21 protein-coding genes are annotated in these 20,956 nt (G+C 60.7%); 9 read left to right on the top strand and 12 right to left on the bottom strand.

Annotation, left to right across the window (positions count from 1 at the left end; all coding sequences use genetic code 11):
- A partial coding sequence (locus tag U0988_RS03585) for a zinc-binding dehydrogenase (protein ID WP_322291273.1) occupies window positions 1–672 on the top strand: 672 nt, incomplete at its 5' end.
- A gap of 119 nt (window positions 673–791) precedes the next feature.
- Here U0988_RS03585 and U0988_RS03590 read toward each other — a convergent pair.
- The 3 genes from U0988_RS03590 to U0988_RS03600 form a co-directional block, all read right to left on the bottom strand.
- The gene (locus U0988_RS03590) at window positions 792–1,019 is read right to left on the bottom strand and encodes a plasmid stabilization protein (RefSeq protein ID WP_322291274.1); all 228 of its coding nucleotides are present in this window, start codon (window positions 1,017–1,019) and stop codon (window positions 792–794) included.
- 25 nt (window positions 1,020–1,044) lie between these two features.
- On the bottom strand, window positions 1,045–1,917 hold the full coding sequence (locus tag U0988_RS03595; RefSeq protein ID WP_322291275.1) for a glucose 1-dehydrogenase: 873 nt from the start codon (window positions 1,915–1,917) through the stop codon (window positions 1,045–1,047).
- Window positions 1,918–2,079: 162 nt separating this feature from the next.
- On the bottom strand, window positions 2,080–3,405 hold the full coding sequence (locus tag U0988_RS03600; protein WP_322291276.1) for an alkaline phosphatase PhoX: 1,326 nt from the start codon (window positions 3,403–3,405) through the stop codon (window positions 2,080–2,082).
- 242 nt (window positions 3,406–3,647) lie between these two features.
- Between U0988_RS03600 and U0988_RS03605 the strand changes: the two genes are divergently transcribed.
- Together U0988_RS03605 and U0988_RS03610 are read left to right on the top strand one after the other, a co-directional pair.
- The gene (locus tag U0988_RS03605; RefSeq protein ID WP_322291277.1) at window positions 3,648–4,082 is read left to right on the top strand and encodes a DUF2231 domain-containing protein; all 435 of its coding nucleotides are present in this window, start codon (window positions 3,648–3,650) and stop codon (window positions 4,080–4,082) included.
- Window positions 4,082–5,404, top strand: coding sequence for a sorbosone dehydrogenase family protein (locus U0988_RS03610; protein ID WP_322291278.1), 1,323 nt, complete (start codon window positions 4,082–4,084; stop codon window positions 5,402–5,404). Before U0988_RS03605 ends, U0988_RS03610 begins: the two co-directional genes overlap by 1 nt.
- A 113-nt stretch (window positions 5,405–5,517) precedes the next feature.
- Here U0988_RS03610 and U0988_RS03615 read toward each other — a convergent pair whose 3' ends face one another.
- Both U0988_RS03615 and U0988_RS03620 read right to left on the bottom strand, forming a co-directional pair.
- The gene (locus tag U0988_RS03615) at window positions 5,518–7,686 is read right to left on the bottom strand and encodes an amylo-alpha-1,6-glucosidase (RefSeq protein WP_322291279.1); all 2,169 of its coding nucleotides are present in this window, start codon (window positions 7,684–7,686) and stop codon (window positions 5,518–5,520) included.
- A gap of 114 nt (window positions 7,687–7,800) precedes the next feature.
- Window positions 7,801–8,850, bottom strand: a complete 1,050-nt coding sequence (locus U0988_RS03620; RefSeq protein WP_322291304.1) for a glycosyltransferase family 4 protein — start codon at window positions 8,848–8,850, stop codon at window positions 7,801–7,803.
- Window positions 8,851–8,917: 67 nt separating this feature from the next.
- On the opposite strand from U0988_RS03620, the gene U0988_RS03625 reads away from it, so the two are divergent.
- A complete protein-coding gene (locus tag U0988_RS03625; protein WP_322291280.1) occupies window positions 8,918–9,070 on the top strand; it encodes a hypothetical protein in 153 nt (50 codons plus the stop codon).
- A gap of 50 nt (window positions 9,071–9,120) precedes the next feature.
- Here the strand turns inward: U0988_RS03625 and U0988_RS03630 are convergent, their stop codons facing one another.
- Window positions 9,121–10,236 carry a transcriptional regulator gene (locus U0988_RS03630; protein ID WP_322291281.1) on the bottom strand — a complete coding sequence of 372 codons (1,116 nt, stop codon included), beginning with the start codon at window positions 10,234–10,236 and terminating at the stop codon, window positions 9,121–9,123.
- Window positions 10,237–10,320: 84 nt separating this feature from the next.
- Between U0988_RS03630 and U0988_RS03635 the strand changes: the two genes are divergently transcribed.
- Together U0988_RS03635 and U0988_RS03640 are read left to right on the top strand one after the other, a co-directional pair.
- Window positions 10,321–10,872, top strand: coding sequence for a hypothetical protein (locus U0988_RS03635; RefSeq protein ID WP_322291282.1), 552 nt, complete (start codon window positions 10,321–10,323; stop codon window positions 10,870–10,872).
- A gap of 141 nt (window positions 10,873–11,013) precedes the next feature.
- On the top strand, window positions 11,014–11,718 hold the full coding sequence (locus tag U0988_RS03640) for a CDP-alcohol phosphatidyltransferase family protein (protein ID WP_322291283.1): 705 nt from the start codon (window positions 11,014–11,016) through the stop codon (window positions 11,716–11,718).
- Window positions 11,719–11,999: 281 nt separating this feature from the next.
- Here the strand turns inward: U0988_RS03640 and U0988_RS03645 are convergent, their stop codons facing one another.
- On the bottom strand, window positions 12,000–12,539 hold the full coding sequence (locus U0988_RS03645) for a CinA family protein (RefSeq protein WP_322291284.1): 540 nt from the start codon (window positions 12,537–12,539) through the stop codon (window positions 12,000–12,002).
- Between the two features lie 2 nt (window positions 12,540–12,541).
- On the opposite strand from U0988_RS03645, the gene U0988_RS03650 reads away from it, so the two are divergent.
- Window positions 12,542–12,787, top strand: coding sequence for a hypothetical protein (locus U0988_RS03650; RefSeq protein WP_322291285.1), 246 nt, complete (start codon window positions 12,542–12,544; stop codon window positions 12,785–12,787).
- 217 nt (window positions 12,788–13,004) lie between these two features.
- Here the strand turns inward: U0988_RS03650 and U0988_RS03655 are convergent, their stop codons facing one another.
- From U0988_RS03655 to U0988_RS03670, 4 genes are all read right to left on the bottom strand, one after another.
- The gene (locus U0988_RS03655) at window positions 13,005–13,934 is read right to left on the bottom strand and encodes an alpha/beta hydrolase (protein ID WP_322291286.1); all 930 of its coding nucleotides are present in this window, start codon (window positions 13,932–13,934) and stop codon (window positions 13,005–13,007) included.
- Window positions 13,935–14,281: 347 nt separating this feature from the next.
- Entirely contained in the window at window positions 14,282–15,793 is a 1,512-nt protein-coding gene (locus U0988_RS03660) for a tetratricopeptide repeat protein (RefSeq protein WP_322291287.1), read from the bottom strand.
- A 475-nt stretch (window positions 15,794–16,268) separates the two neighbouring features.
- Window positions 16,269–16,670, bottom strand: coding sequence for a c-type cytochrome (locus U0988_RS03665; RefSeq protein WP_322291288.1), 402 nt, complete (start codon window positions 16,668–16,670; stop codon window positions 16,269–16,271).
- Window positions 16,667–17,647, bottom strand: coding sequence for a lyase (locus U0988_RS03670; protein ID WP_322291289.1), 981 nt, complete (start codon window positions 17,645–17,647; stop codon window positions 16,667–16,669). The genes U0988_RS03665 and U0988_RS03670 overlap by 4 nt, the downstream gene beginning before the upstream one ends.
- 318 nt (window positions 17,648–17,965) lie before the next feature.
- On the opposite strand from U0988_RS03670, the gene U0988_RS03675 reads away from it, so the two are divergent.
- A complete protein-coding gene (locus U0988_RS03675; protein WP_322291290.1) occupies window positions 17,966–18,691 on the top strand; it encodes an ABC transporter permease in 726 nt (241 codons plus the stop codon).
- Window positions 18,691–19,917: an ABC transporter ATP-binding protein gene (locus U0988_RS03680; protein WP_322291291.1), complete on the top strand. Its 1,227-nt coding sequence runs from the start codon at window positions 18,691–18,693 to the stop codon at window positions 19,915–19,917. Before U0988_RS03675 ends, U0988_RS03680 begins: the two co-directional genes overlap by 1 nt.
- Window positions 19,918–19,926: 9 nt before the next feature.
- Here U0988_RS03680 and U0988_RS03685 read toward each other — a convergent pair whose 3' ends face one another.
- Window positions 19,927–20,946: a glycosyltransferase family 2 protein gene (locus U0988_RS03685; RefSeq protein ID WP_322291292.1), complete on the bottom strand. Its 1,020-nt coding sequence runs from the start codon at window positions 20,944–20,946 to the stop codon at window positions 19,927–19,929.
- Window positions 20,947–20,956 lie beyond the last annotated feature (10 nt).

A 20,956-nucleotide genomic window follows, 5' to 3' on the forward strand; every position in this document is an offset into this window, starting at 1 on the left:
TGGATGGGCGCGGAAAACGCCGACATCCAGCCCGATGATACGGTTGCAGTATGGGGCTGCGGCCCAGTGGGCCTGTTCGCGATCCAGTCCGCACTCGTGATGGGTGCGGCAAAAGTTATCGCCATCGATCACTATCCCCACCGGCTCGAACTGGCGAAGCAGCTTGGCGCCGAGATCATCGACTTCCGCGGCACCGACGTCCGCGAAGCGCTGATGGAAATGTCCGGCGGGCTGGGGGTGGACGCGGTGATCGACGCGGTCGGCATGGAAGCGCACGGTTTTGCCGTCGACAACATGATCGACATCGTGAAACAGAAGGTCGGCGTCGGGGCGGACCGTGCCGGTGCGCTGAAGCAGGCGCTTCTGGCCGTGCGGTTCGGCGGAAAGGTATCCATCCCCGGCGTCTACGGCGGGATGACGGATAAATTCCCTCTCGGCGCGCTCATGGAAAAGGGTCTGCAGGTCCGTTCGGGCCAGACCCATGTGCAGAAATACACCAGGCCGCTGCTCGAGAAGATCGAGGACGGTACGCTGGATACCACATTCCTCATCAGCCACCGTTTGCCGCTCGATGAAGCGGTCAAGGGTTACCGGAATTTCAAGGAGGAACAGGACAGCTGGACGAAGGTGGTCCTCAAGCCGGGAATGCAATTGGCGAACGGTCACGCATAAGGGCTAGAACAGCGTCGAAAAGCGATCGCGATTCTGCAGTTGATCGCCGCCTCGCGATGCCAGGGCGCTGAGCAGCGCCGAGACAGGGCCGCGCTAACTCCGGGAACCCCGTGCGGTCGTCAGCTCGATCCGCTCTTCTTCCCGCCTTTGCGCGAACTTTCGTGGGTGTCCTTCTTTCCCCGCCCGGAGCCCGATTTGTTGCCTCCACCGGATTCCTTGTTGACCGTCGCCCAGGCGCGGCGCTCGGCCTCCCCCTTGCCGACGCCGCGATCTTCGTAGCTTTCCTCGATATGCTGGGCTTTGCGCTTCTGCTTGTCGGTATAACTCGACTTGTCGCCTTGGGGCATTCTCCGTCTCCTCTGGTGTCGCGGATCAGATCATCGGTTTGCCGCCGGTCACGGCCACGGTCGCGCCCGAAATATAACTCGCCTCGTCACTCGCCAGCATCACATAGGGCGGGGCGAGTTCTGCGGGCTGTGCCGGCCTGCCGATCGGATAGTCTTTCCCGAATTCGGCGACGGTATCCTTCGGCATGGTCGCGGGGATCAGCGGCGTCCAGACTGGTCCGGGGGCGACACAATTGACTCGGACTTTCTTGTCGGCAAGCAATTGTGCAAGGCCCGCCGTAAAGTTCTGGATGGCACCCTTGGTGGTGGCATAGGGAAGTAGTGACGGATTCGGCTTGTCGGAGTTGATCGAGGCGGTGTTGATGATCGACCCGCCCTCGCCCATGTGCGGGAGCGCTGCTTTCGCGAGATAGAACATCGCGTGGATATTGGTGGCGAAGGTCTGCTGCCATTCCTCGTCCGGAATGTCCTCGAGATTTTCAAAACTCATCTGATGCGCGGCGTTGTTGACCAGGATGTCCACTTTGCCGAATTCGGACACCGCGGTTTTGACCACCTCGCGGCAATGCTCAGGATCGCTGATATCGCCGGCAGCCAGAGCGCATTTCTGTCCGGCCTTTTCTACCCATTTTCGGGTCTCGGCAGCGTCTTCATCCTCGCAAAGGTAGGAAACGAGAACGTCGGCCCCTTCGCGCGCGAAGGCAATTGCTACCGCACGGCCGATACCGCTGTCGCCGCCGGTAATTATCGCGGCCTTCCCGTGAAGTCGCCCGTGACCGCGGTAGCTTTCTTCGCCATGATCGGGCACCGGAGCCATCTGAGCGGTTTTGCCGGGGACTTGCTGTTGTTGTTCCGGAAACGGGGGCTTGGCTGCGTCGGCAACGGCTGTATCGGTCATCACGCTCTCCAGTATTGGGCTCCTCCCGAGAACGAATGCTCCGGCGCGTAGTTCCTTAAAAACAACCGGTTGATAAATGTTAGCGCGCGCGCAAGCTCACCGGACCGGCGGCGGCTTGCCGCGCGGTCGGGCTCTACAGCATGGCGCTGCCAGCGCGAATTTTCAGGTCATCCAGGGTCCGGTAATCGCGAGTGTCGCTGTGGGACTATAGGAATTGACGAACAGGATTTTTCCGTCGGGCGAGAAACATGCACCTGCCGGTTCTGTTTGCTCCCGCAGCAACGCCAGCGGATAAGCTACCCCTTGCGGGGTGATGCCGCGCAGGTGATTGGATACGGTATCGGTGTATTGATCCTCGCACACGATCAGATGGCCGTTCGCCGCAACCGTCAGATTGTCGCCATAGTTAAATTGATCGGGCGAGGTCGATTCGAAAAACAGGGTGAGCGCATCGGGACCGCCGTTCTTGCCGGGCCGCAGGCGAAACACCTGCCCAAGCTTGGCAGCGCCGCCGTTGGTGCAGCAGAAATACAGCTCGCCGTCGCCCATGTGGATGCCTTCGCCCCGCGCAAATAGCACCGCACCTTCGGCCGCGCCGCGCTTACGCAAATCATCCTCGGGTGCTTCGACATCGTCGAGGTCGATCCAGCGGACCGGATGCAGATCGCCGACTTTCATCGTCGCACTATCCCAATTGCGGCTGTCGGTGGTGCCGTCTGTCAGCGCCAGCGCCTGCAGTTTGCCGCCTTCGGCCAGTTTGCCAGGAACCTTGGGAACAAAGCGGTACAGCAGGCTGTCGCCGCGATCCTCGGTTTCATAGACATGGCCGGTGGCGGGATCGACAGCCGCGGCTTCGTGGTTGAAGCGGCCGAGCGCCTTCAGCGGTGCGGGGTTCACCAACTCGCCGGCATTGGCGGGAACTTCGAACACCCAGCCGTGGCTCTTCCCGTTCCGGTCGGATGCAGGAATGACCGCTTCCTCGCAGGTCAGCCAGCTGCCCCAGGGAGTAACACCGCCCGCGCAATTGCGGATTGTTCCGGCGAGCGAGCGGTATTCCTGTTCCACCTTGAGGGTGGCCGCATCCAGCACCAGCGTGGTGGTACCGCCGGCCATCACCTTGCCGTCCAAGGTGTCGTATCCGAAAGGTATCGCCCCGCCCGGATCGTTGTCCGGCATCAATTCGTGGTTCCGCACCAGCGCCAGCTTGCCGCCGCCCAAATCGAAGCAGCCCATGCCGTCAGCACGGTCCGGCACCGTCAGCCCGTCCGCCATCCTGTCGCCCAGTTTTGAGATCACCCGGTAGGAAAACCCCTGCGGCAAATCGAGCAGGCCCGCAGGATCGGCAACCAGGGGGCCATAGCCGCCGCCTGCGAATGAACGCCCGATGGACCGGGAACGGGCTTCGCAACCGCTTGCCAGCAAGGCGGCAAAGGCGGTGCCGGTAGCGGTCAAGAAACGGCGGCGATCGGTGGCGGTAATCTGGTTCAAGAAACGACTCCGGCAGGTAGGGGGCCCTGTGCTTCCCTACACCAGCTGTATGTACGCACAATGACAGTGGGGAGCTAGCTACCTGACTTCCAAAACCTCGCCGCGCTCCTTGGATATCCCGGAGCGGACCTGCAAAAGGATGGTAATTCCGGCACTTTCCGCGGCTTCATTCGTAGAAACGATATTGCCGCGCGGTGCGTGCGCGCTGTGCACCGTGGCTACTTCGAACAGGAGAGTTGCTGATGGATTCACCAACGCGGCCGGTCCGGCCCTTTATCAACCCGCTGCACGGTATCTTCCTTGCGTTTCCGGTAGCACTCTATCCGGCTGCGCTGCTGTCCGACGTTACCTATCTCAACACCGCGGTGATCCAGTGGGCGAATTTTTCGTCATGGTTGCTGGTCGGGGCGAATTTCTTTGCCGCGCTGGTGCTGGTCTGGGCAGTGATCAGCCTGTTCGCGGGACGGGCGCGCCATGCGCGGGGCCGCGGCATTCTGTATCTGGTCATCATCGCGATCATGTTCGCAGTGGGCTTTCTGAACTCTCTCCAGCACGCGCGGGACGGGTGGCATTCGGTCGGCACGTTCGGGCTGGCGATGTCGATTGTCTGTTCGCTTCTGGCGTTGGTGGCGGCGTTCATCGCTTACGGTTCGACTTATCATGGGGAGACACGGTGATGAGACGCTTGCTCTATTCAATTGCGCCGCTCGCCTTCGCGCTCACCGCTTGTCAGGCGGACAGCGACCCCGACATCGAACAGGTCGGCCCGCGCCCGGAGCTGCCTGCGCAGAACGATGTGCTGCTGCCCGCGATGACCATTCCGACGCCCGCTGGATGGGGCGGTGAACTTCCGACCGTCCCCGCCGGTTTTACGGTGACCCCGCTCGCGGAGAACCTGAAGATTCCGCGCCAGCTGCTGATCCTTCCGAACGGCGACCTCCTGGTTGCCGAAGGGTCGGGCGGAAACGCGCCATCCGTCCGGCCCAAGGACATAATCGCCGGTCTGATCAAGAAGCGCGGAAAGAGCTCGGTCAAAGGGGGTGACCGGATCACCCTGCTTCGCGACAGCGACGGCGATGGACAAACCGATCTGCAAACCACGTTCATCGATGGGTTGGACGCACCCTACGGTTTAGCCTTTGTCGACGGCACGCTTTATGTCGCCAATCAGGACAATCTGGTCAGCTTTGCCTATACCGAAGGCGCGACCAGCATCGACGGACCTGGAACAGAACTCACCAAATTGCCCGCGGTGATCAACCACCACTGGACCAAGGCGATGACGGCCAGCCCGGACGGCTCGAAGCTGTATGTCGGCATCGGATCCAACAGCAATGTCGGTGAGCGCGGCATGGATGTGGAGGAAAACCGCGCCGTGATCTGGGAGATAGACCGCGAGACAGGGGCAAGCCGAATCTTCGCTTCCGGCCTACGCAATCCCACGGCTCTCGATTTCAACCCTTCGACCGGGCAGCTCTGGAGCGTGGTCAACGAACGCGACGAACTCGGTCCGCAGCTGGTGCCCGATTACCTGACCTCTGTGCGCGAGGGCGGCTTCTACGGGTGGCCCTATAGCTACTACGGCCGCAATATCGATCCGCGCATCCGCCCGCAGCGTCCCGATCTGGTGAAGAAAGCCCTGGTCCCGGATTATGCGCTCGGCTCGCACGTGGCGGCGCTCGGTCTCGACTTCGCCGAAGGCGGCGGACTTGGCGGCGAATTTGCCGAGGGCGCGTTCGTCGGGCAGCATGGCAGCTGGAACCGCAGCGATCCGTCCGGCTACAAGGTCGTGTTCGTCCCCTTCACCAATGGCCGCCCGTCGGGCAAGCCGATCGATCTGGTCACCGGGTTCCTGAAGGACGGACATGCCCGCGGCCGACCGGTCGGGGTAGCGTTTGACCCCCGTCGGGGCGCGCTGTTCGTGGCCGATGACGTCTCCAACACGGTCTGGAGGGTTGCTCCGACAGCTTCGGCTCGATCGCCGGCCGGATCGGAATGACCGCGGCTAACCAAGCCTGTATTGCGGAACGCCATGGTCACCGTGCGGTATAAGGCACAAAATCGCTGACGTTGTTTGATTTTCTGCTTGCCCGTCAGTGGCGGCAAGGTGCCTCAGAGAGCTACGGAGACGTTTATGAGAGCGTCGGCCCTGCGAACCGACACGCTGGTTGCCGGGCCAAGCGACTGTACATCGAGATCCAGGCTTTCCGCGCCGCACATCAATCCGTCGAGCGACAGCTTTGAGAGGAAGCACGGCAGCTGGGGCGTGTCGAAATGGACATCGCGCGGCGCGCAGACCGACATGCCGAGCATGGACTGGGTCAGGTAGAGCGGCGCTGCACTGGACCATGCCTGCGGCGCACAGGCGACCGGGTACAGCGTAGGCCCCCGCCCCCACTTGCGGCCGAAACCGCAGAACAGTTCGGGAAACCGCTGTTGTTCGAAGTAGAACGATGCGTCGAACAGCGCTGTGAACACCTTGTCTACAGCACCTTGCAGTCCGTAACGGGAAAATCCCGACGCGATCAGCGCATTGTCATGCGGCCAGATCGAGCCATTGTGATAGCTCATCGGATTGTACCGCTCCTCGTCACGGGAAAGCGTCCGGATGCCCCAGCCTGAAAAGCAGTCGGGCCTGAGCAGGCGGTCGGCCACAGCCTCTGCGTGTTCCTGACTGGCAATGCCCGTCAGCAGCGCATGGCCGGCGTTGGACGAAATGACCCGGCAGGCGTTCTTGTCGCCATCGAGCGCAAGCACGTAGCAACCAAGATCGCTGTCGAAGAACGATTCCGCGAAGCGGCGCTTCAGATCCTCCGCCTTTTCCAGCCATTCGCAGGCAGCATTCCCTTCACCGCGGGCGCGCGACAGTTCGTGCATTGCGCGCCAGGCGCCGTAGACATAGGCCTGCATCTCCACGAGTGCGATCGGCCCTTCGGCCAGCCTTCCGTCGCGATGCGAGATCGCATCGTGGCTGTCTTTCCAACCCTGGTTGCGCAGCCCACCCTGATTTCGGCGTCCGTATTCGAAGAAGCCGTCGCCGTCGCGATCACCTGAATCCTCGATCCATCCTGCGGCGGCTTGAATGTTGGGCCACAGGCGATCGATGGTCTCATTGTCTTGCGTCCGCCGAAAATACTCGCCAGCCAGGAACAGGAACAGGGGCGTGGAATCGACACTGCCGTAATATTTGCGAAAAGGCACCTCACCCGTATTTGCCATTTCGCCGCAGCGGATTTCGTGAAGGATCTTGCCCGGTTCCGCGTCAGCTTCGGGATCGTCGGTCAGCGCCTGCAATTCACCAAGCCGAAGCAAGGTGCCCCGCGCCAGGGAAGGATCGTACCACAGCATCTGGAGCGCCGTGATCAGGGAATCCCGGCCGAAAAGCGTACAATACCAGGGGATACCGGCATAGGCGACGGGCCCTTGCGGCGATTCCGTGGTCAGCGTGGTAACATCGGCGATCGCGCGCGAAGTCATCTCGTCGAATGCACTGCTGGATGATCGGATAAGTGGCCGACGATCCAGCGCCTTGCGTCTGCCCGCCCGCAACGCGCGGTACGATTCCAGATAGGCCCGTGTCGGATTCGTGGCTGCGCTCCCGTCCAGAGCAATACGGGTATAGAATACCTTGCGCTCACCGGGGGCAAGGGTCACGTCGAAGCGCACCTTCTGGGACGACAGGTAATCGGGGGCAGGTTCAAAAATTATCGAGGAGCGCCGTTCGATTTCGTCGAGCCCGGTATAGAAATAGTCGATCGTGCTTTCACCGGTGACCGGCTGGGCCATCTCGCCGCGTCTTTTGCGCGTGTCACCGCGCACTTCGAACATATCCCGAAAATCCGTTCCGAGCGTGTACTCGAAACTGAAGCTGACGGCGCTCTCGTCGAAATTGCGCACAGATAGACGTTCGTATGCGCTGCCGTGGTACAGGAACAGGGTCCGGCCGAAATGAAGTACTTCGTTACGGACGCGATCGCCCTGCCGGTTTGTCAGGCGGGCGTTGGTCAGATCCGAAATCATCGCGTCGACACGGTCGTCAACTGCCGAGCCCAGAAGCATCGGATAGGTTCCGCATATCGTCAGCCGCCAGAAGCACAGGTGGCGGGTGTCGCGAAAATAGATCCCCTCCGGCGCGCATTCGCTGGCAACGATATCGCCATGCGGGTCCAACAAGGCGAAAGCATCGCCATGTTTGACCGCGCGCAGATCGCGGTCCTGGATCGAACTTGCGGGCTGCACCTGATGCAGGGCGCTCGCGGGTTCTACGTCATCTGTGGGCATACTGCCGATCCTGTTCCTGCTCCGTGATGGGTTGCTTCAAGGTTCCAGAGGCCAGCGGCTCAACAGCGACGAGCGGCGCAATTGATGCCAAACCTCCAGGCAGCGGGCAGCCGGTCATCCGCGGCGCAATTCTTCAGTTTCGGCGATCAGCTGATCGTAAATCCGCAAATAATCCTTTGCCATCCGCCCGACTGTGAAACGCGCGTCAAAGCGGGAGCGGACCTTGGCACGGTCGAACGCCAGTACCTCGGAAACTGCGGCTATCGCTTCGTCCATACTGCCCACAATGCGCCCGCTCACGCCGTCCTCCACGACTTCGGGCACCGACCCGTTCTTCCATGCAATGACCGGCGTTCCGCATGACATCGCCTCGATCATGACGAGGCCGAACGGCTCCGGCCAGTCGATCGGAAACAGCAGCGCCGCAGCGTTGCCGAGCAGATCGGACTTCTGCCGCTCGTCGATTTCCCCGATATATTCGACGCAACCATGCGCATCAACCATCGGCCGGATCTGATCGTTCCAATACGCCTCGTCCACCTTGTCGATCTTGGCAGCGATCTTGAGCGGCATACCGGCCTTTACCGCGATCTCGATCGCCCGGTCGGGCCGCTTTTCGGGAGATATACGGCCCAGGAACACCAGGTAATCGCCACTTGCGGGATTGAACGGAAGCAACTGCGGCGGCAAACCATGATACACGGTGTCCACCCAATTGACTGGCGGTAAAGGTTTTCGCTGATAGTCCGAGATGGAGACCAGCGGCACTTGCGAGAATGCCCGGTAGCAACCAAAAATATCCGGGATGTCCAGGCGCCCGTGCAACGTGGTCAGCGTCGGCGTGTTCCAGTGGATGACCGCCGGGTAGTGGACCAGATCGATGTGGAAATGCACGATATCGAATTCATCCAACCGGCGGCGTATGCCTTCGACCATCGCAAGGTGATGCGGCACCAGATTGATAGCACCATCGATCAGGCGCAATGCTTGCTGCACACATGGAACAAGTTCGGCACGTGTCGTGGAGTCGCCAGACGCAAACAACGTGACGTGATGTCCCTGGCGGACAAGTTCTTCAGTAAGGAAATGAACGATCCGTTCCGTTCCCCCATAGAGTTTGGGCGGGCAGCTTTCCGCCAGAGGAGCAACCTGAGCGATGCGCAGAACGGGTTTGATTTGCTCCTTCTGCCGAGACGTCGGCTTTTCGTTACCAGGCGCTAACTGCCCGTCATTGCTGTTCATCGCGATTGTTCCCGAGACGATGCAGGCGATTGGCCGCAGGATTTTTGGCGGCGGTGAGCAGGGGTTCTATGACCATAACTCCCTGCCGAGCCGCCGGTATTGCTATTACCGACCACTGGCCAAAGGGTTCCGCGGCAATTAGCCGCGAATTTACGTAGGAATCTACCGGAATGTCAGGCCGGGATAACCGAGTTACAGTGGTCCAGCATTCTGCCCAGATTCATCCTGCGCGCCGGAACGGGCGCTTGACCCGGCAGCCGCCCGGCCCAGGGCCCACACCATGCCGGCGGAGAAGATTGCGCCTTCAAAGCCCGCTGTCACGGCCCTGCCAACCGGGCCCAGCCCATCCTCTCCAAACATCTGGCCAATCGCGTCGAGACGGTAGCGCGACGTGGGAAACGCGCTGACCAGTTCCTGCAGGCTGCCTGCCATCATCCGTCCATCGACCAGCGTTATCAGGATTCCAGCGCATAGCCCCAGCAGTCCTGCGAGCGCCAAACGGTGGAACACCGCCCTGCCGGTGTACAGCGTCGCCAGTCCTATCGCTGCGCCCAGAACAAGCCCCTCCAACGCGCCCGCGAAAGCACCCGGAGCGCGGCCGAACAGCAGCCGGAAGAGGTCGTTCCCAAGCAAATTGGCGAAGGCACCCACGGCCATTCCGCCCAGCGATCCGCCGATCACTGTCCACCAGGCGTTCGGCGACGGGATAAAGCGGGAGGCGGCCAGACCTGCGGAGATGCCTGCGCCTGCCACGCCAGCGGAAAGCGTCGATACCACGATCAGAACGAGCAATATGGACACCGCGCTGCCGCTGCCGTCAGACGGCTGAGCAGCGCCGATAAAGCCGTAGAGCAGCCCCACCAGCGCACCCGCAGTGATCGCACCGCCGCAACCCGCAAGGGTCATCCGGGCAAACGCCGAATGTGGCGCTTCGGTATTGCGGGTGGCGGCCTGTGCGGCCTGCCCGTCGCTTTCCTCGACCGCTCTGGCCGACCACTCGACCGGGGCGATGAAGCGGTATCCGTGTTTGGGAACCGTCTCGATGAATTGCGGAGAGGCCGCGCTGTCCCCCAGCGCCCGCCGCAGCGTGCGGATGGCCTGAGTCAGCGCTTCGTCGGTAACCGGAATGCCGCGCCACACCTCGTCCATGAATCGGTCCTTGGCAACGAGCTTTCCTTCAGCCGCAACCAGCAGGATCAGAGCATCCAGATACCGCGCGTTAAGATCGACCGTCTGCCCGCCGCGCGAAAGCCGGCGATCGGCCAGATCGAGCTGATAGGGGCCGAAACGCACGAGAGATTGGCTCATTTCAGCAATTGCTCACTTTTGCCTCATGCCGCTCACCCCTTTGTTGGGGCAGTGATGGGGCGTAATCACACATGAGGCAAGACAATGAACAAGAACACCGCAACACCCGCTCGCTCGCTGCTCAATCCCTGGCGGATCTTGGGTTGGGGCACAATCGCCGGACTGGTCGCGCTGCCGGCAATCGCCATGCAGTTCACCAGCGAGGTGAACTGGACCGGCGAAGATTTCCTCTTCGCGATAGTGATGCTCGGCGGCGTCGGGCTGGCGTTCGAGATGGCGGTCCGCGCCAGTGGTAGCTGGGCCTATCGCAGCGGCGCGGCTGTCGCCCTGGGGGCCGGGCTGGTCATGCTGTGGATCAACGGCGCGGTAGGCATCGTGGGCAACGAAGGTCGCCTGATCAATCTCTGGTTCGACCTCATCCCCCTGCTGGCACTGTTTGGCGCGATTGGCGCGCGGTTTCGGGCGCGCGGCATGGCAGCGGCAATGACCGCCACCGCCGCCGCCCAGATGATGGTCGGACTGATCATTCATCTTCAGGGCGAAATTGCCTGGGTCTTTGTCGTGGTCTGGACCGCGGGCTGGCTTCTGTCTGCCTGGCTGTTCCGCAAGGCAGCGCGGCAGGCTGAATCCGAATAGATGGTAGGCTCGGCTTTTCGGGAGCAGGCTGTCGCGGGACTGGTGTTTCATCGAACCCGTCCTAATTCGCATTTGTGAAAAGTTTCCTGTAGGCGGCATTCCAGATCAGGCCGTGTCGGTCGGCTCCAATGAAAGATTGCCGTGAGCGAGACGCCAACTACCCTCAAGCCGATTCACCGGATCCAGGAGAATGTGCTGGCCCGTTCGGAGCGCCGGCTGCTGAACTGGATTTGCAAACGGCTGCCGCGATGGGTCACGCCCGATATGCTGACGTTCATCGGCATCGCCGGGGCCGTGCTGATCTTCCTCGGCTATGTGTTCAGCAATATTGCCGAGGAATGGCTGTGGTTGGCGATTGCAGGATATGCTGTGCAGTGGTTCGGCGACAGCACCGACGGCAGCCTCGCCCGGTTTCGGAAGATAGAGCGCCCTCGGTACGGCTATTTCCTCGATCACAGCTGCGACGGACTGGCGACCACCATGCTGGTCGTCGGTATCGGGCTCAGTCCTTATGTGACGCTCGAATTCGCGCTGGTCGCGCTGGCAGGATATCTGCTGCTATCGATCCATGCGTTCCTGTCCGTGCGGGTGATTGGCGAACTTAAGCTGTCCTATCTCAACGCCGGACCGACGGAACTGCGCTTCATCCTGATCGGCCTTACGCTGGCGATGATGGCGTTCGGTCACGGCCCGGGATTGTTCGGAGACTTCTCCGGCTTCGACATTTTTGTCGGTATTGTCGGAGCGATCCTGATCGTGCTCTTCATCTCCCAGACGGCAGTCGTGTCGCGCCGCCTGGCGAAAGAGGAACCTGCGCGCAACGAGGAATGGCGGAATCGGCCCTGACACCCGGGGGGGATGCGCTCAAGCTGCAACAGTTTGCCGACGCTGAGTGGCACCGACTCCGATCAGCCCTCTTTCCGTTCTGCGCGCCCCTGACCGGACCGCTTTCGATCGCCCCCGTTCGGAGTGTTCTTTTCCGGATTGCGCTGTTCCGGCGGATAATCCTCCGGCGAAACCACGGACTGGTTGCGGATTGAATTGGCCAGTTGACTGTTCTGGCTAAGATTGTCGGTGGCTGGAAGGTCGGCTTCTTCCTATCCTTTTTCGACATATCCTGTTCCTTTTCATGCCGCCTCGACCGAATGCGCCAGCAACTGCAATCCGGTTTGCAGCGCATCGGTCCTGATGCGGTCGCGGCCGCTGGGGCCGAAATGCTCTTCCCGATGCACAGTCATCTGCGAGTCTCTGGCCACTGCAAAATGCACCAGACCCTCCTCGTCACCTGCCCCGCCCGGTCCGGCAAAGCCCGTTATGGAAAGGGCCGCCTGGGCTTTGCATCTCTCGAGCGCCTTTTCCGCCATTTCAATCGCCACGGGCTTGCTGACAGCTCCGTGAATCTCAAGCAGTTCCGGCGAAATCCCCAGCAGGCGTGACTTGGCCGAGTCCGAATAGACGACAAAGCCGCATTCGAAACAGTGGCTTACGCCCGGAACGTCCGTCAGAATTGTGGACAGAAGACCGCCGGTACAGCTCTCGGCGGTCGCTATGTTCAGGCCCTTCCGGTCCGCAGTTTCGAGCAATCGTGCGGCGAGCTGTCGAGCCTCGCGCGTGAGGATAGCGTTGATGTCAGACGGCGCGCTGTACATGTCCTTCGGTGCCTGCATAGGTGGAACGCCAAACCATATTACTGGCGGGTCATCGGCTGGTCCTGCTGCATTTGCTGTTTGGCTCGGTCAACCGCACCATCCTTCTTTTGCCGCAGCTCTTCGCCGACTTCCCGCGCCTTGCTTCGGCGCTGTCTCTACGGACGCTCTCACCGCCGTGTTCCGCTCCACTTCCGATCGACTGCACCATGATAATCTCCTTCCAGATCGCATCACTGGAAGGCATGGCCGATTGGAAAGTTCCCTGAATTACAATGGACTAACAAAGGTTATGCGTCTTCGTGCAATTGGAAGAGTAGCCTCAGCGAAAACATCCATCACAAACAGCGGCCGGATCATTCGGGGGAGGAGTTCAAGAGCGGGAACGGGCTGGCGAGACTTGGTTCGGGCATCACCCTGCCCTGTTGATCCGACGACGTCCGCTACCTCGGTGCATTTGCTTTGACAGAGAGCCCAGCAATCATGTCATCGCACAGCATCATCAGCATTAAGAAGATGCAACAGCCCTTGTGTGAACCCCCTCGGCGCAACCGAGAGATGATCTTCCGCTGCCAGCACCTCGTCTCTCAAGTCGAGCCCGGGATATCCCCGCTCTCGCAGCATCGCGGCAAAGTCCGCATTGTCGCGGACCATGTCTACCTCCTGATTATATCGCCGGTCACCTTGCCGCAATTCTTCGAATTCACCGACATACATGTAGACGTCTGCATCAAGGTCCTTGTGCTGCTCAAGAAGCGCGGGTGTCTGTTTGAGCAGGTAGCGCTGGTCGAACCAGAATGATGGGCTGCCAAGCAAATAACCGCTGAACATTTGGGGCCGAGTGAGAAGGATCTGCGCCCCAAGTAGGCCGCCATAGGAATGACCGACATAAATGCGCTTCTTCGGCATGGTCCGGTAGCGCTGTTCCACGAAGGGAAACACCGCGTCCTGCAGATAGTCGCGGTACTGGAGGGACTGTCCGTGTTCGGCGCCGGCTGGGGCATCGCTTACGCCCTTTGGCGTGGGCGTGTAGTCACGACGGCGGCTGGCCATCGAATCCTCCCCCTTTCCATACGAGAGGCCGACCACAATGAATTCCTGCAGGCGCGGTCCCTCACCGTTCATCCGCCGGCCGATCGAACGCAGCATCGCAAAGCCATAGTCCGCATCCGTGACATAGACCACCGGATAGCGCCGCTGCGGGTTTTCGGCGTAGCTCGCGGGCAATCCAACAAATACCTGATAAGGGATCCCGCGTGCTGCATCAGGCAAATCGTGCACTTCAGTGCCGGTTAGCTCGTATGGCAGGCCCTCCCCGCGTTGCACGGGCGATGCCCCGCTCTGTTGCGAAGCCACAACGCCGAAGCATGCCAGCAGGCCAAACGCCAGCACCGCCCCTACCTTCAACATTTTCATCGCTTAGCGGCCCCCCAGAACAGGATCATCACGTCGCGGTACTGAAGGCCACGGTGTCAACAAGAGGATGATCTCTGAAGCGTGCTAAAATGCCGATGAAGGGTTGCGAGGCGGCATCTGGTCAACACCGGACCCATCGACGACTATTTCGGATACCGGTTCGGCAACCTACCGGAAAAAGTTCGACGGAAGCACCTGTCCCAGCCGGGTTTCTGCGGACTGGATTCCGATCAGCGCGTAGTTCTCATTAGATCTCAGCTCACCGGCATCTTCGCGTCGAGCCGCTCGGACTCGACCATGCGTGTGCGCGGCACGATCGAGTCAGTCTGCAACCAACCGCCGGCTGGCTATATCCGGCTCATGTCGAGCCAGGAATTGTCACCCTTCCAGACTGCTTCGAAAGCCTGCTCTGCGGCTTGAGTCTCGCGCCTGTTGCCGAGCTTTCGTTCGGTTCGGGCAAGGCCGTATAGTGCGAGCGCACTGTTTGGGGCGGCGAACAAGGCCGCCTTGAAAGCCTGCCTCGCATCCTCATAGCGCCCGGCCTTGAAATAGGCAGCGCCCAGCGACTGGCTGACAGGGTAATACCAGAACGGGGGTTCGTTATACGGGATTTCCTTTTGCATCTCCGCTGCATTCGTGAAGTGTCGGATGGCTTCTGCAGTTCTCGACAATGCGAGTGCCCGCCTGCCTTTTGCGACCTCGCCAGCAAGACGGATGATCAGCGGCGCAGGAAAGCCGTTCGCTTCCATCTGCTTTACATCGGCAGATTCTATCAGGCGGCCCATTGCCGCAACTTCGGCATCGAAGGGCTTGCCATTGGATTCCGCGCTGAGCGCAACGGCCCTGGCGTAATGGCGCATGGCCTCGACGTAGCCGAGCGGGTGGGCGGTGCTGGTCAGTGCAAGGGTCGCTTGCGGCGATGCATATTGAGCATAGGCGAAATAGGGCGCGGCGTAGATCGACTGGACCCAGTACAGTTCCTTGCCTGTCTCGACATCGAGTATGCTTTCCAGCTTCGCCGTCTGGTTCACGATGGTGGCAACATCACCCATCGCCTGGGCCGAAGTCAGCAGGAAATGGACATTATGCGGGTAATAGCCGAACCGGACCAGGCCATCGTCGCCGACCTCTCGCAGGTATGCCTCGTCGGCGGCCACCGCTTCGATGTTGGCCTGCAACGAATCCTCGTACCGCCCAAGACGATAATAGATATGCGCTGGCATGTGCACGAGATGGGCCAGAGCCTTGGGGCCGCTTGCCCGCAGCCTGTCGGCCGCTGCTTCCGCCTTCTTCGGCTCCGGTAGCTCCAGCAGGTGAATGTAAAGGTGCGACGCCTGAGGGTGCGCCGGGTTCCGGGCCATCACCTTCTCGATGAGACCGACGGCCTCGGAAATGAGCGGCATCGCGCTTCCGTTCTCCGTCCAGTAATTCCAGGGGCTGGTGTTCATGGCGGCTTCCGCAGCGAGCACGGCGAGGTCATCGCTGGCCGGATGCCTTGCTGCGATCTCCAACATCGCTTGCGCATAGGCCCGGTCAAGCTGAGCGCGATCGGCATTCGCGGCGTTGGAATAACGCGCCGATTGGGCAGCAATCAGTTCCTTGGCGAACGGGCTTGCCTCGCTTGAAAGACGGCGGGCCTGCGCCAGTGCTTCAAGCGCGGCCTGATTCTGCTCGCCGCTCATGGCAGAGTTTATATTCGGACCATTGGCCATCGCCTCGCCCCACCAGCACTCGGCGCAAGCCGGTTCGATTTCACGGGCGCGCCTGAAGGAACGGATGGCGGCGAGATGGTTGAATCCATAGGCGAAGGCCAAGCCCTGATCGAAATATTTCCGGGCCTCTGGGTCCATCGCGCTCATCGGAAAGTCGGAGCGCCCAATGCTGGAATAAAGCCCGATTGAGCCGGAGCCCAAACCTTGTTCATTGGCCAAGGACCGGGCCAGTTGAAGGCGGGCGCCGAGAACCGCATTCGACCCGTCGAAAGCCCGGCAGGCTTTGCGCCCGGGGATTGTCGGATCAAGAGCCGCAAAGGCTTCAGGCGACAAAGCAGGATTCGGTGCCGTCGCGGACACGCCGCCACAGGTCAGGGCTGCAAAAACAACGGACGTCAATCTGAGTGAATTGCGCATTTCGTTTTCCTCCAGAATTCGAATGCGACCAGTTCAAAGGTATCAGATATTACGGTTGGCGACTAGTCGAGTGATGCCGGCTGGAAGTGCCATCCTGGTAAGGGTAATATCCTGTCGCGGAGCCCGTCTGGCCCTCGCCTGTGAATGGAAATTGCGCCGAAGCCTTGGGACTGGTCGAACCAGAGACATTCGCTGTGACGATGTGTCAGTGCGCAGCGAGATAGTCGATCAGAGCGGCACGCTCGGCAGGGTCACTTATTCCGAAGAAACCCATATCGTTTTCCGGCACAACCTCTTGCGGATTGGTCAGGAAAGCGTCCAGCGCCGCGCGCGTCCAGCGAGGCTGCCGCCGAGCATAGTTTCGCATCGCAAGCGAATACGGATAGCCCGGTTCAGCAGCGACTGCCCGGCCGACAATTTCGTTCAGCGAAGGACCTTGCGCTCCGACCTCTTGCTCATCCAGCGAGTGGCAGGCGTAGCACTTCTGGAATGCGCGCTCGCCTGAAACTGGCTGCGCTGCTCCGCTGGTTTGCGCGCTGATGACGGCAGGAGCGGCGAGCATGGCAATTGCGCCCGTCGCCAGCAGCAGGAACGCTGCGTCTTTCACTTGCCGACCGTCACCATCATCAGCCTGTCCGTGCCGGATTCGGGAAGATAGACTTGGTTCCCGCGACCCAATATCTGACGCACATTGGCGTTGGGTCCGCTGCCGGGAATGGTGGCGATCCAGCGCTCGCTCTCGGGATCGAAAACCAGAGTATTGTTGCTGGCGAAGTCCGTCACCCAGACATCGTCGCGCTCATCGACATAAACCGCATAGGCTTTGGGTTGCTCGCCCGGCAGGTCGAAGCTGGTCCATTGCTTACTGGACGGGCGGTAGCGGTAGAGCTTGCCACTGTTCCAGCCGCTGATCCAGAGATCACCTGCGGAATCGGCCCACACCCGGCGGAGGCCCGCCCCTTCGTGCGGCGGTTCTATCACTGTAACGCTGCCGGTTTTGCGACTGACCTGCGCGAGGTGGCTTCCGGCGAGCGACACATACCAGATCCCTCCATCGGGAGAAGCGTCGATGCCGTAAGGGCCGCGCCCTTCGGGATCCTTGAACACTTCCATCGCCCCGGACGAATCCACTTTCCCGTAAATGCCGTTCTGGCCGGTAAACCAGTGTACTCCGTCGGCGTCGAAAGCACCGGTGTTGAGATTGGTGTAACCATTTCCCTCCGGCAGCTTCCAGACATCGATCGCCTCGCTAGTGGGATCATAGCGAACGATCGCATTCTGCCCGCTATCGGTGATCCACGCCTTGCCATCAGGCCCGAGAACGACGCCGTGTGGTGCAGATTCCTCGCCGAGAGGCACTTGCCGGTAGGTCCAGTCACCCACGTCTATGATGCCAAGCGCGCCCTGCCCCTGCGCCGTGTACCAGATTTCGCCTGGCCGGCCGGGTGAGGCATCATGCGGGCGGGAGCCTTTGGGCAGTTGTAACACCCGCGTTTCATACGAATAATCGGGCGGAGGCGCCGGTTCGGCCGCGGCGGCGGTGGACGATAGCGCGAGGACAAGGCCGGCAATCAAGCGGTACATGGTTCTCTCCCAATTGGTGGTGCGCACCATACAAGATACGGGCGGCGGGGTGAAGATCGCTGACTTCAAAACTCGGCGCTCTTGAGGACTGAAGTCGCGCAAGCCTCAGGCGGTGAAATCGCCCTCCGGTGGCTAGCTGGAAGACCAGACTTCTCGAAATTGGCAGAACAGGCTATCAGTAGATGCAATGCGGACAGCCTTGATAAAACCAGGTTTCCTGAATCGGCGGCGCCCGCACCCTGCCGCTACGAATGGACGTTTTAGGGCTGCACTGCGGTGACCGGTTCCTTAAAGAGATTTGCAGAGGTCTCGCGGCTCATGGTGCGCCGGGATTTCGCCGGCCGCTTCAAGAACACCCATGTCGGAATGCTCTGGTCCGTCCTTAACCCTCTGCTTTTCCTTGCGGTATTCTATTTCATATTCAAGGTGGTGCTGGAAATTGCAGTCGACCGGTACGCCTCATTTGTCTTCACAGGAATCCTTGCCTGGGCATGGTGCCAGGCTTCGCTCACACAAGCGACGACCAGCATATCCTCGAACCCCGGACTGGTTAGCCAGCCGGGGTTTCCGGTCGCCTCACTGCCGCTCGTCGCCGCGCTTTCCAATTTGCTCAATCTCTGCATTTCCCTCCCGGTGCTGCTGCTGCTTCTCTTCCTGGAGGACGCACGGACTTCCGCAACCATCGTCATCCTGCCCATTATCGCCGCGGCGCAACTTCTGTTCATTCTCAGCATCGGCTATTTCGTCGCGGCATTGAATGTTCGATTCCGCGACGTGCAGTACGTTTTGCCGATACTTCTGCAACTCGGGTATTACGTCACGCCGATCTTCTACGATGTAGGCCGGATCGGACCTAAGTATGCCTGGGTATTGCAGCTCAACCCCATGTACTACATCCTGGATGGGTACCGAACGGTGTTAATCGAGGGACGAATGCCTGACCTCATGCCGATACTGGCCGTCGCCGCTGCATCAGCCATCCTGCTGCACTTCACGCTCCGGTATTTCGAGGACGCCCGCCGCCGCTTCCTTGAGGAGCTGTAATGAGCGGCTTTGTCCAGGTTGAAGGGCTGGGAAAGCAGTTCAGGAGCTACAGCGCCGCACCGACCCTGAAACAGGCGATGCTTCGCGGTTGGCGGCGCAAGCGCGAAGCCCGCAGGTTCTGGGCCCTGCGCGACGTAAGCTTCGAGGTGCAGAGCGGATCGATGCTCGCGGTGATCGGTCGGAACGGGTCGGGCAAGTCCACGCTGCTCAGATTGCTCGGCGGCGTTCTGCAACAGGATACAGGTTCCATCCGAACAGAAGGGCCGGTTAGCGGCCTTCTGGAATTGAACAGCGGAGTCCATCCGGACCTCACGGGCCGGGAAAATCTCTTGATCGGCGGCGTCGTGGCCGGGCTTTCGATCAGTGAAGTCCGCGCGCGGTTCGACGAGATCGTCGCATTCGCCGAATTGGAAGATTTCATCGACCACCCGGTCCGCACCTACAGCGCGGGCATGAAGCTTCGGCTCGGTTTCTCGGTTGCGTCGCATGCACGGTCAGGCGTTCTTCTCATCGACGAGGTGCTTGCGGTCGGGGATCTCGCCTTCCAGGCGAAATGCCTGCACCGCATCCAGTCCTTCAAGGAAGCAGGGGGAGCCATCGTGGTCGTCACCCACGACCTGAGCCAGGCGGCCAGCTGCGACCAGGCCCTGTGGCTGGATGGAGGTAAGCTTGCGGCGAAAGGCAATCCGCATCAGGTGGCAGGCGAATACCGCGCAGAGATGACGAAGCGGATGCACCAGCACACCCCGAATTCGGCGCCGGATCACCTGACTTCGACCGGCACTTTGCTGCAGGTGGGCGTCAACCGGTTCGGCTCGCTTGAAGTCGAAATCCTCGACGTCACGCTGCTGAGTGGTGGGCGTCCTGTCAATATCGTGGAATCCGGATCGGAACTCGCGATCGAGGTCCAATATGCCAGCTCCAAACCCGTTGATCCCCCCATTCTGGTCGTTTCGATCGGTACGGCGGATCAGGAGGATCTGCTCAATCTGGATACCGTGGCTGATGGGGTGATCCTGCCGGGCGGTGCAGGTACCCGGAAAGTGGCGCTGCAGTTGGATCGCCTGGATCTCGCTCCAGGCAATTATTACGTAAACGTCGGCCTATACAAGGACGACTGGGACCATACGCTGGATTTTCACTGGCATGCCTATCCGCTGACCGTTGTCGGGGATGTCGGGGGCAAAGGTGTGATGGCACCGCCCCGGCGGTGGCGGGTTGATTAGCGTCACCGCTTAATTGTTCGTCGGGAGCCCGGCGAGCGCGGCGTAGTCTGCCGAGGCGACCAGAAAACCTTCCCTGACGAGATTTTCGACGCCGGTGTAAAGGCGCGCAGCATCCCCCTTAAGTACCAGCTCGGGCGACCTGTCGAGTGCGGCCAGGTAGGCGGAATATTCGTCTGAGGTCAGATAGCCATATCGCCCACTCTCCACCGCTTCGGCAACTTTCGCATAGAAGCCGCTGGCGAATGGGAAGTGAAGAAGAACCGCGGAAAAATCGGCGATGCTGGCACCGCGGGCATGGTGCCACTCGACGAACGGCCGCAGCACGCCGTCCATGCGGAATAGCGACACCTTGGTAAGTCCGTTATGCGTTCCAAACACGGCGCGGCGAATCCCGCCGTGGTGCATTTGCAAGCGAGCGTCCGGCACGGGAAACCAATAAGGCGATTTGATGATGCTCGAGATGTCGTAATATCGAAAGCGGTGCTTCAACTCTTCATCGGAGTCATCTGCAGGCGCGTTCAGCGGTGCCTCGCCGAACATATCCAGCATCTGGCAGAGGACCGCGTTATACTTGCGCGCGTCCAGGTAAGCCAGCAGGCCTTGGAGCGGGAGGTGGGCCGAACCGGGATAGTCGAAGAGCTCGTCGACGTCGACGCAAAGGCACCATCTTCCGCTGCAAAAACGTTCGGCGAGATAGCGCTTCATTGTATTTTCGTAGGCCTGATACGGGGCATCGCTGCTGAGTAGCGTCACGTCGGCTTGACTCATGAGAATTTCGATCGTCGAATCCGTCGATCCATTATCGAGTACCACGAAATGGCGTACGCCAATGGCGCGGTGATGCGACAGGAAGCTCTGCAACCAAGGCTCTCCGTTGCGCACGACCGTAATGGCGGTGAGCGCGTCCGGTTCGAGGTGGAGGTGGGCGGGACCGTGCAGGTGTTTCACGCGCGATTTAAGGAAGAAACGTCGCAGACCGAACTGGACAAAATCCAGCTTGTCGAAACGATCCCTGGCGCGCCGCCACACTTGCCGAAGC

Source organism: Allopontixanthobacter sp., from assembly GCF_034376665.1.
Taxonomy (GTDB): Bacteria; Pseudomonadota; Alphaproteobacteria; order Sphingomonadales; family Sphingomonadaceae; genus Allopontixanthobacter.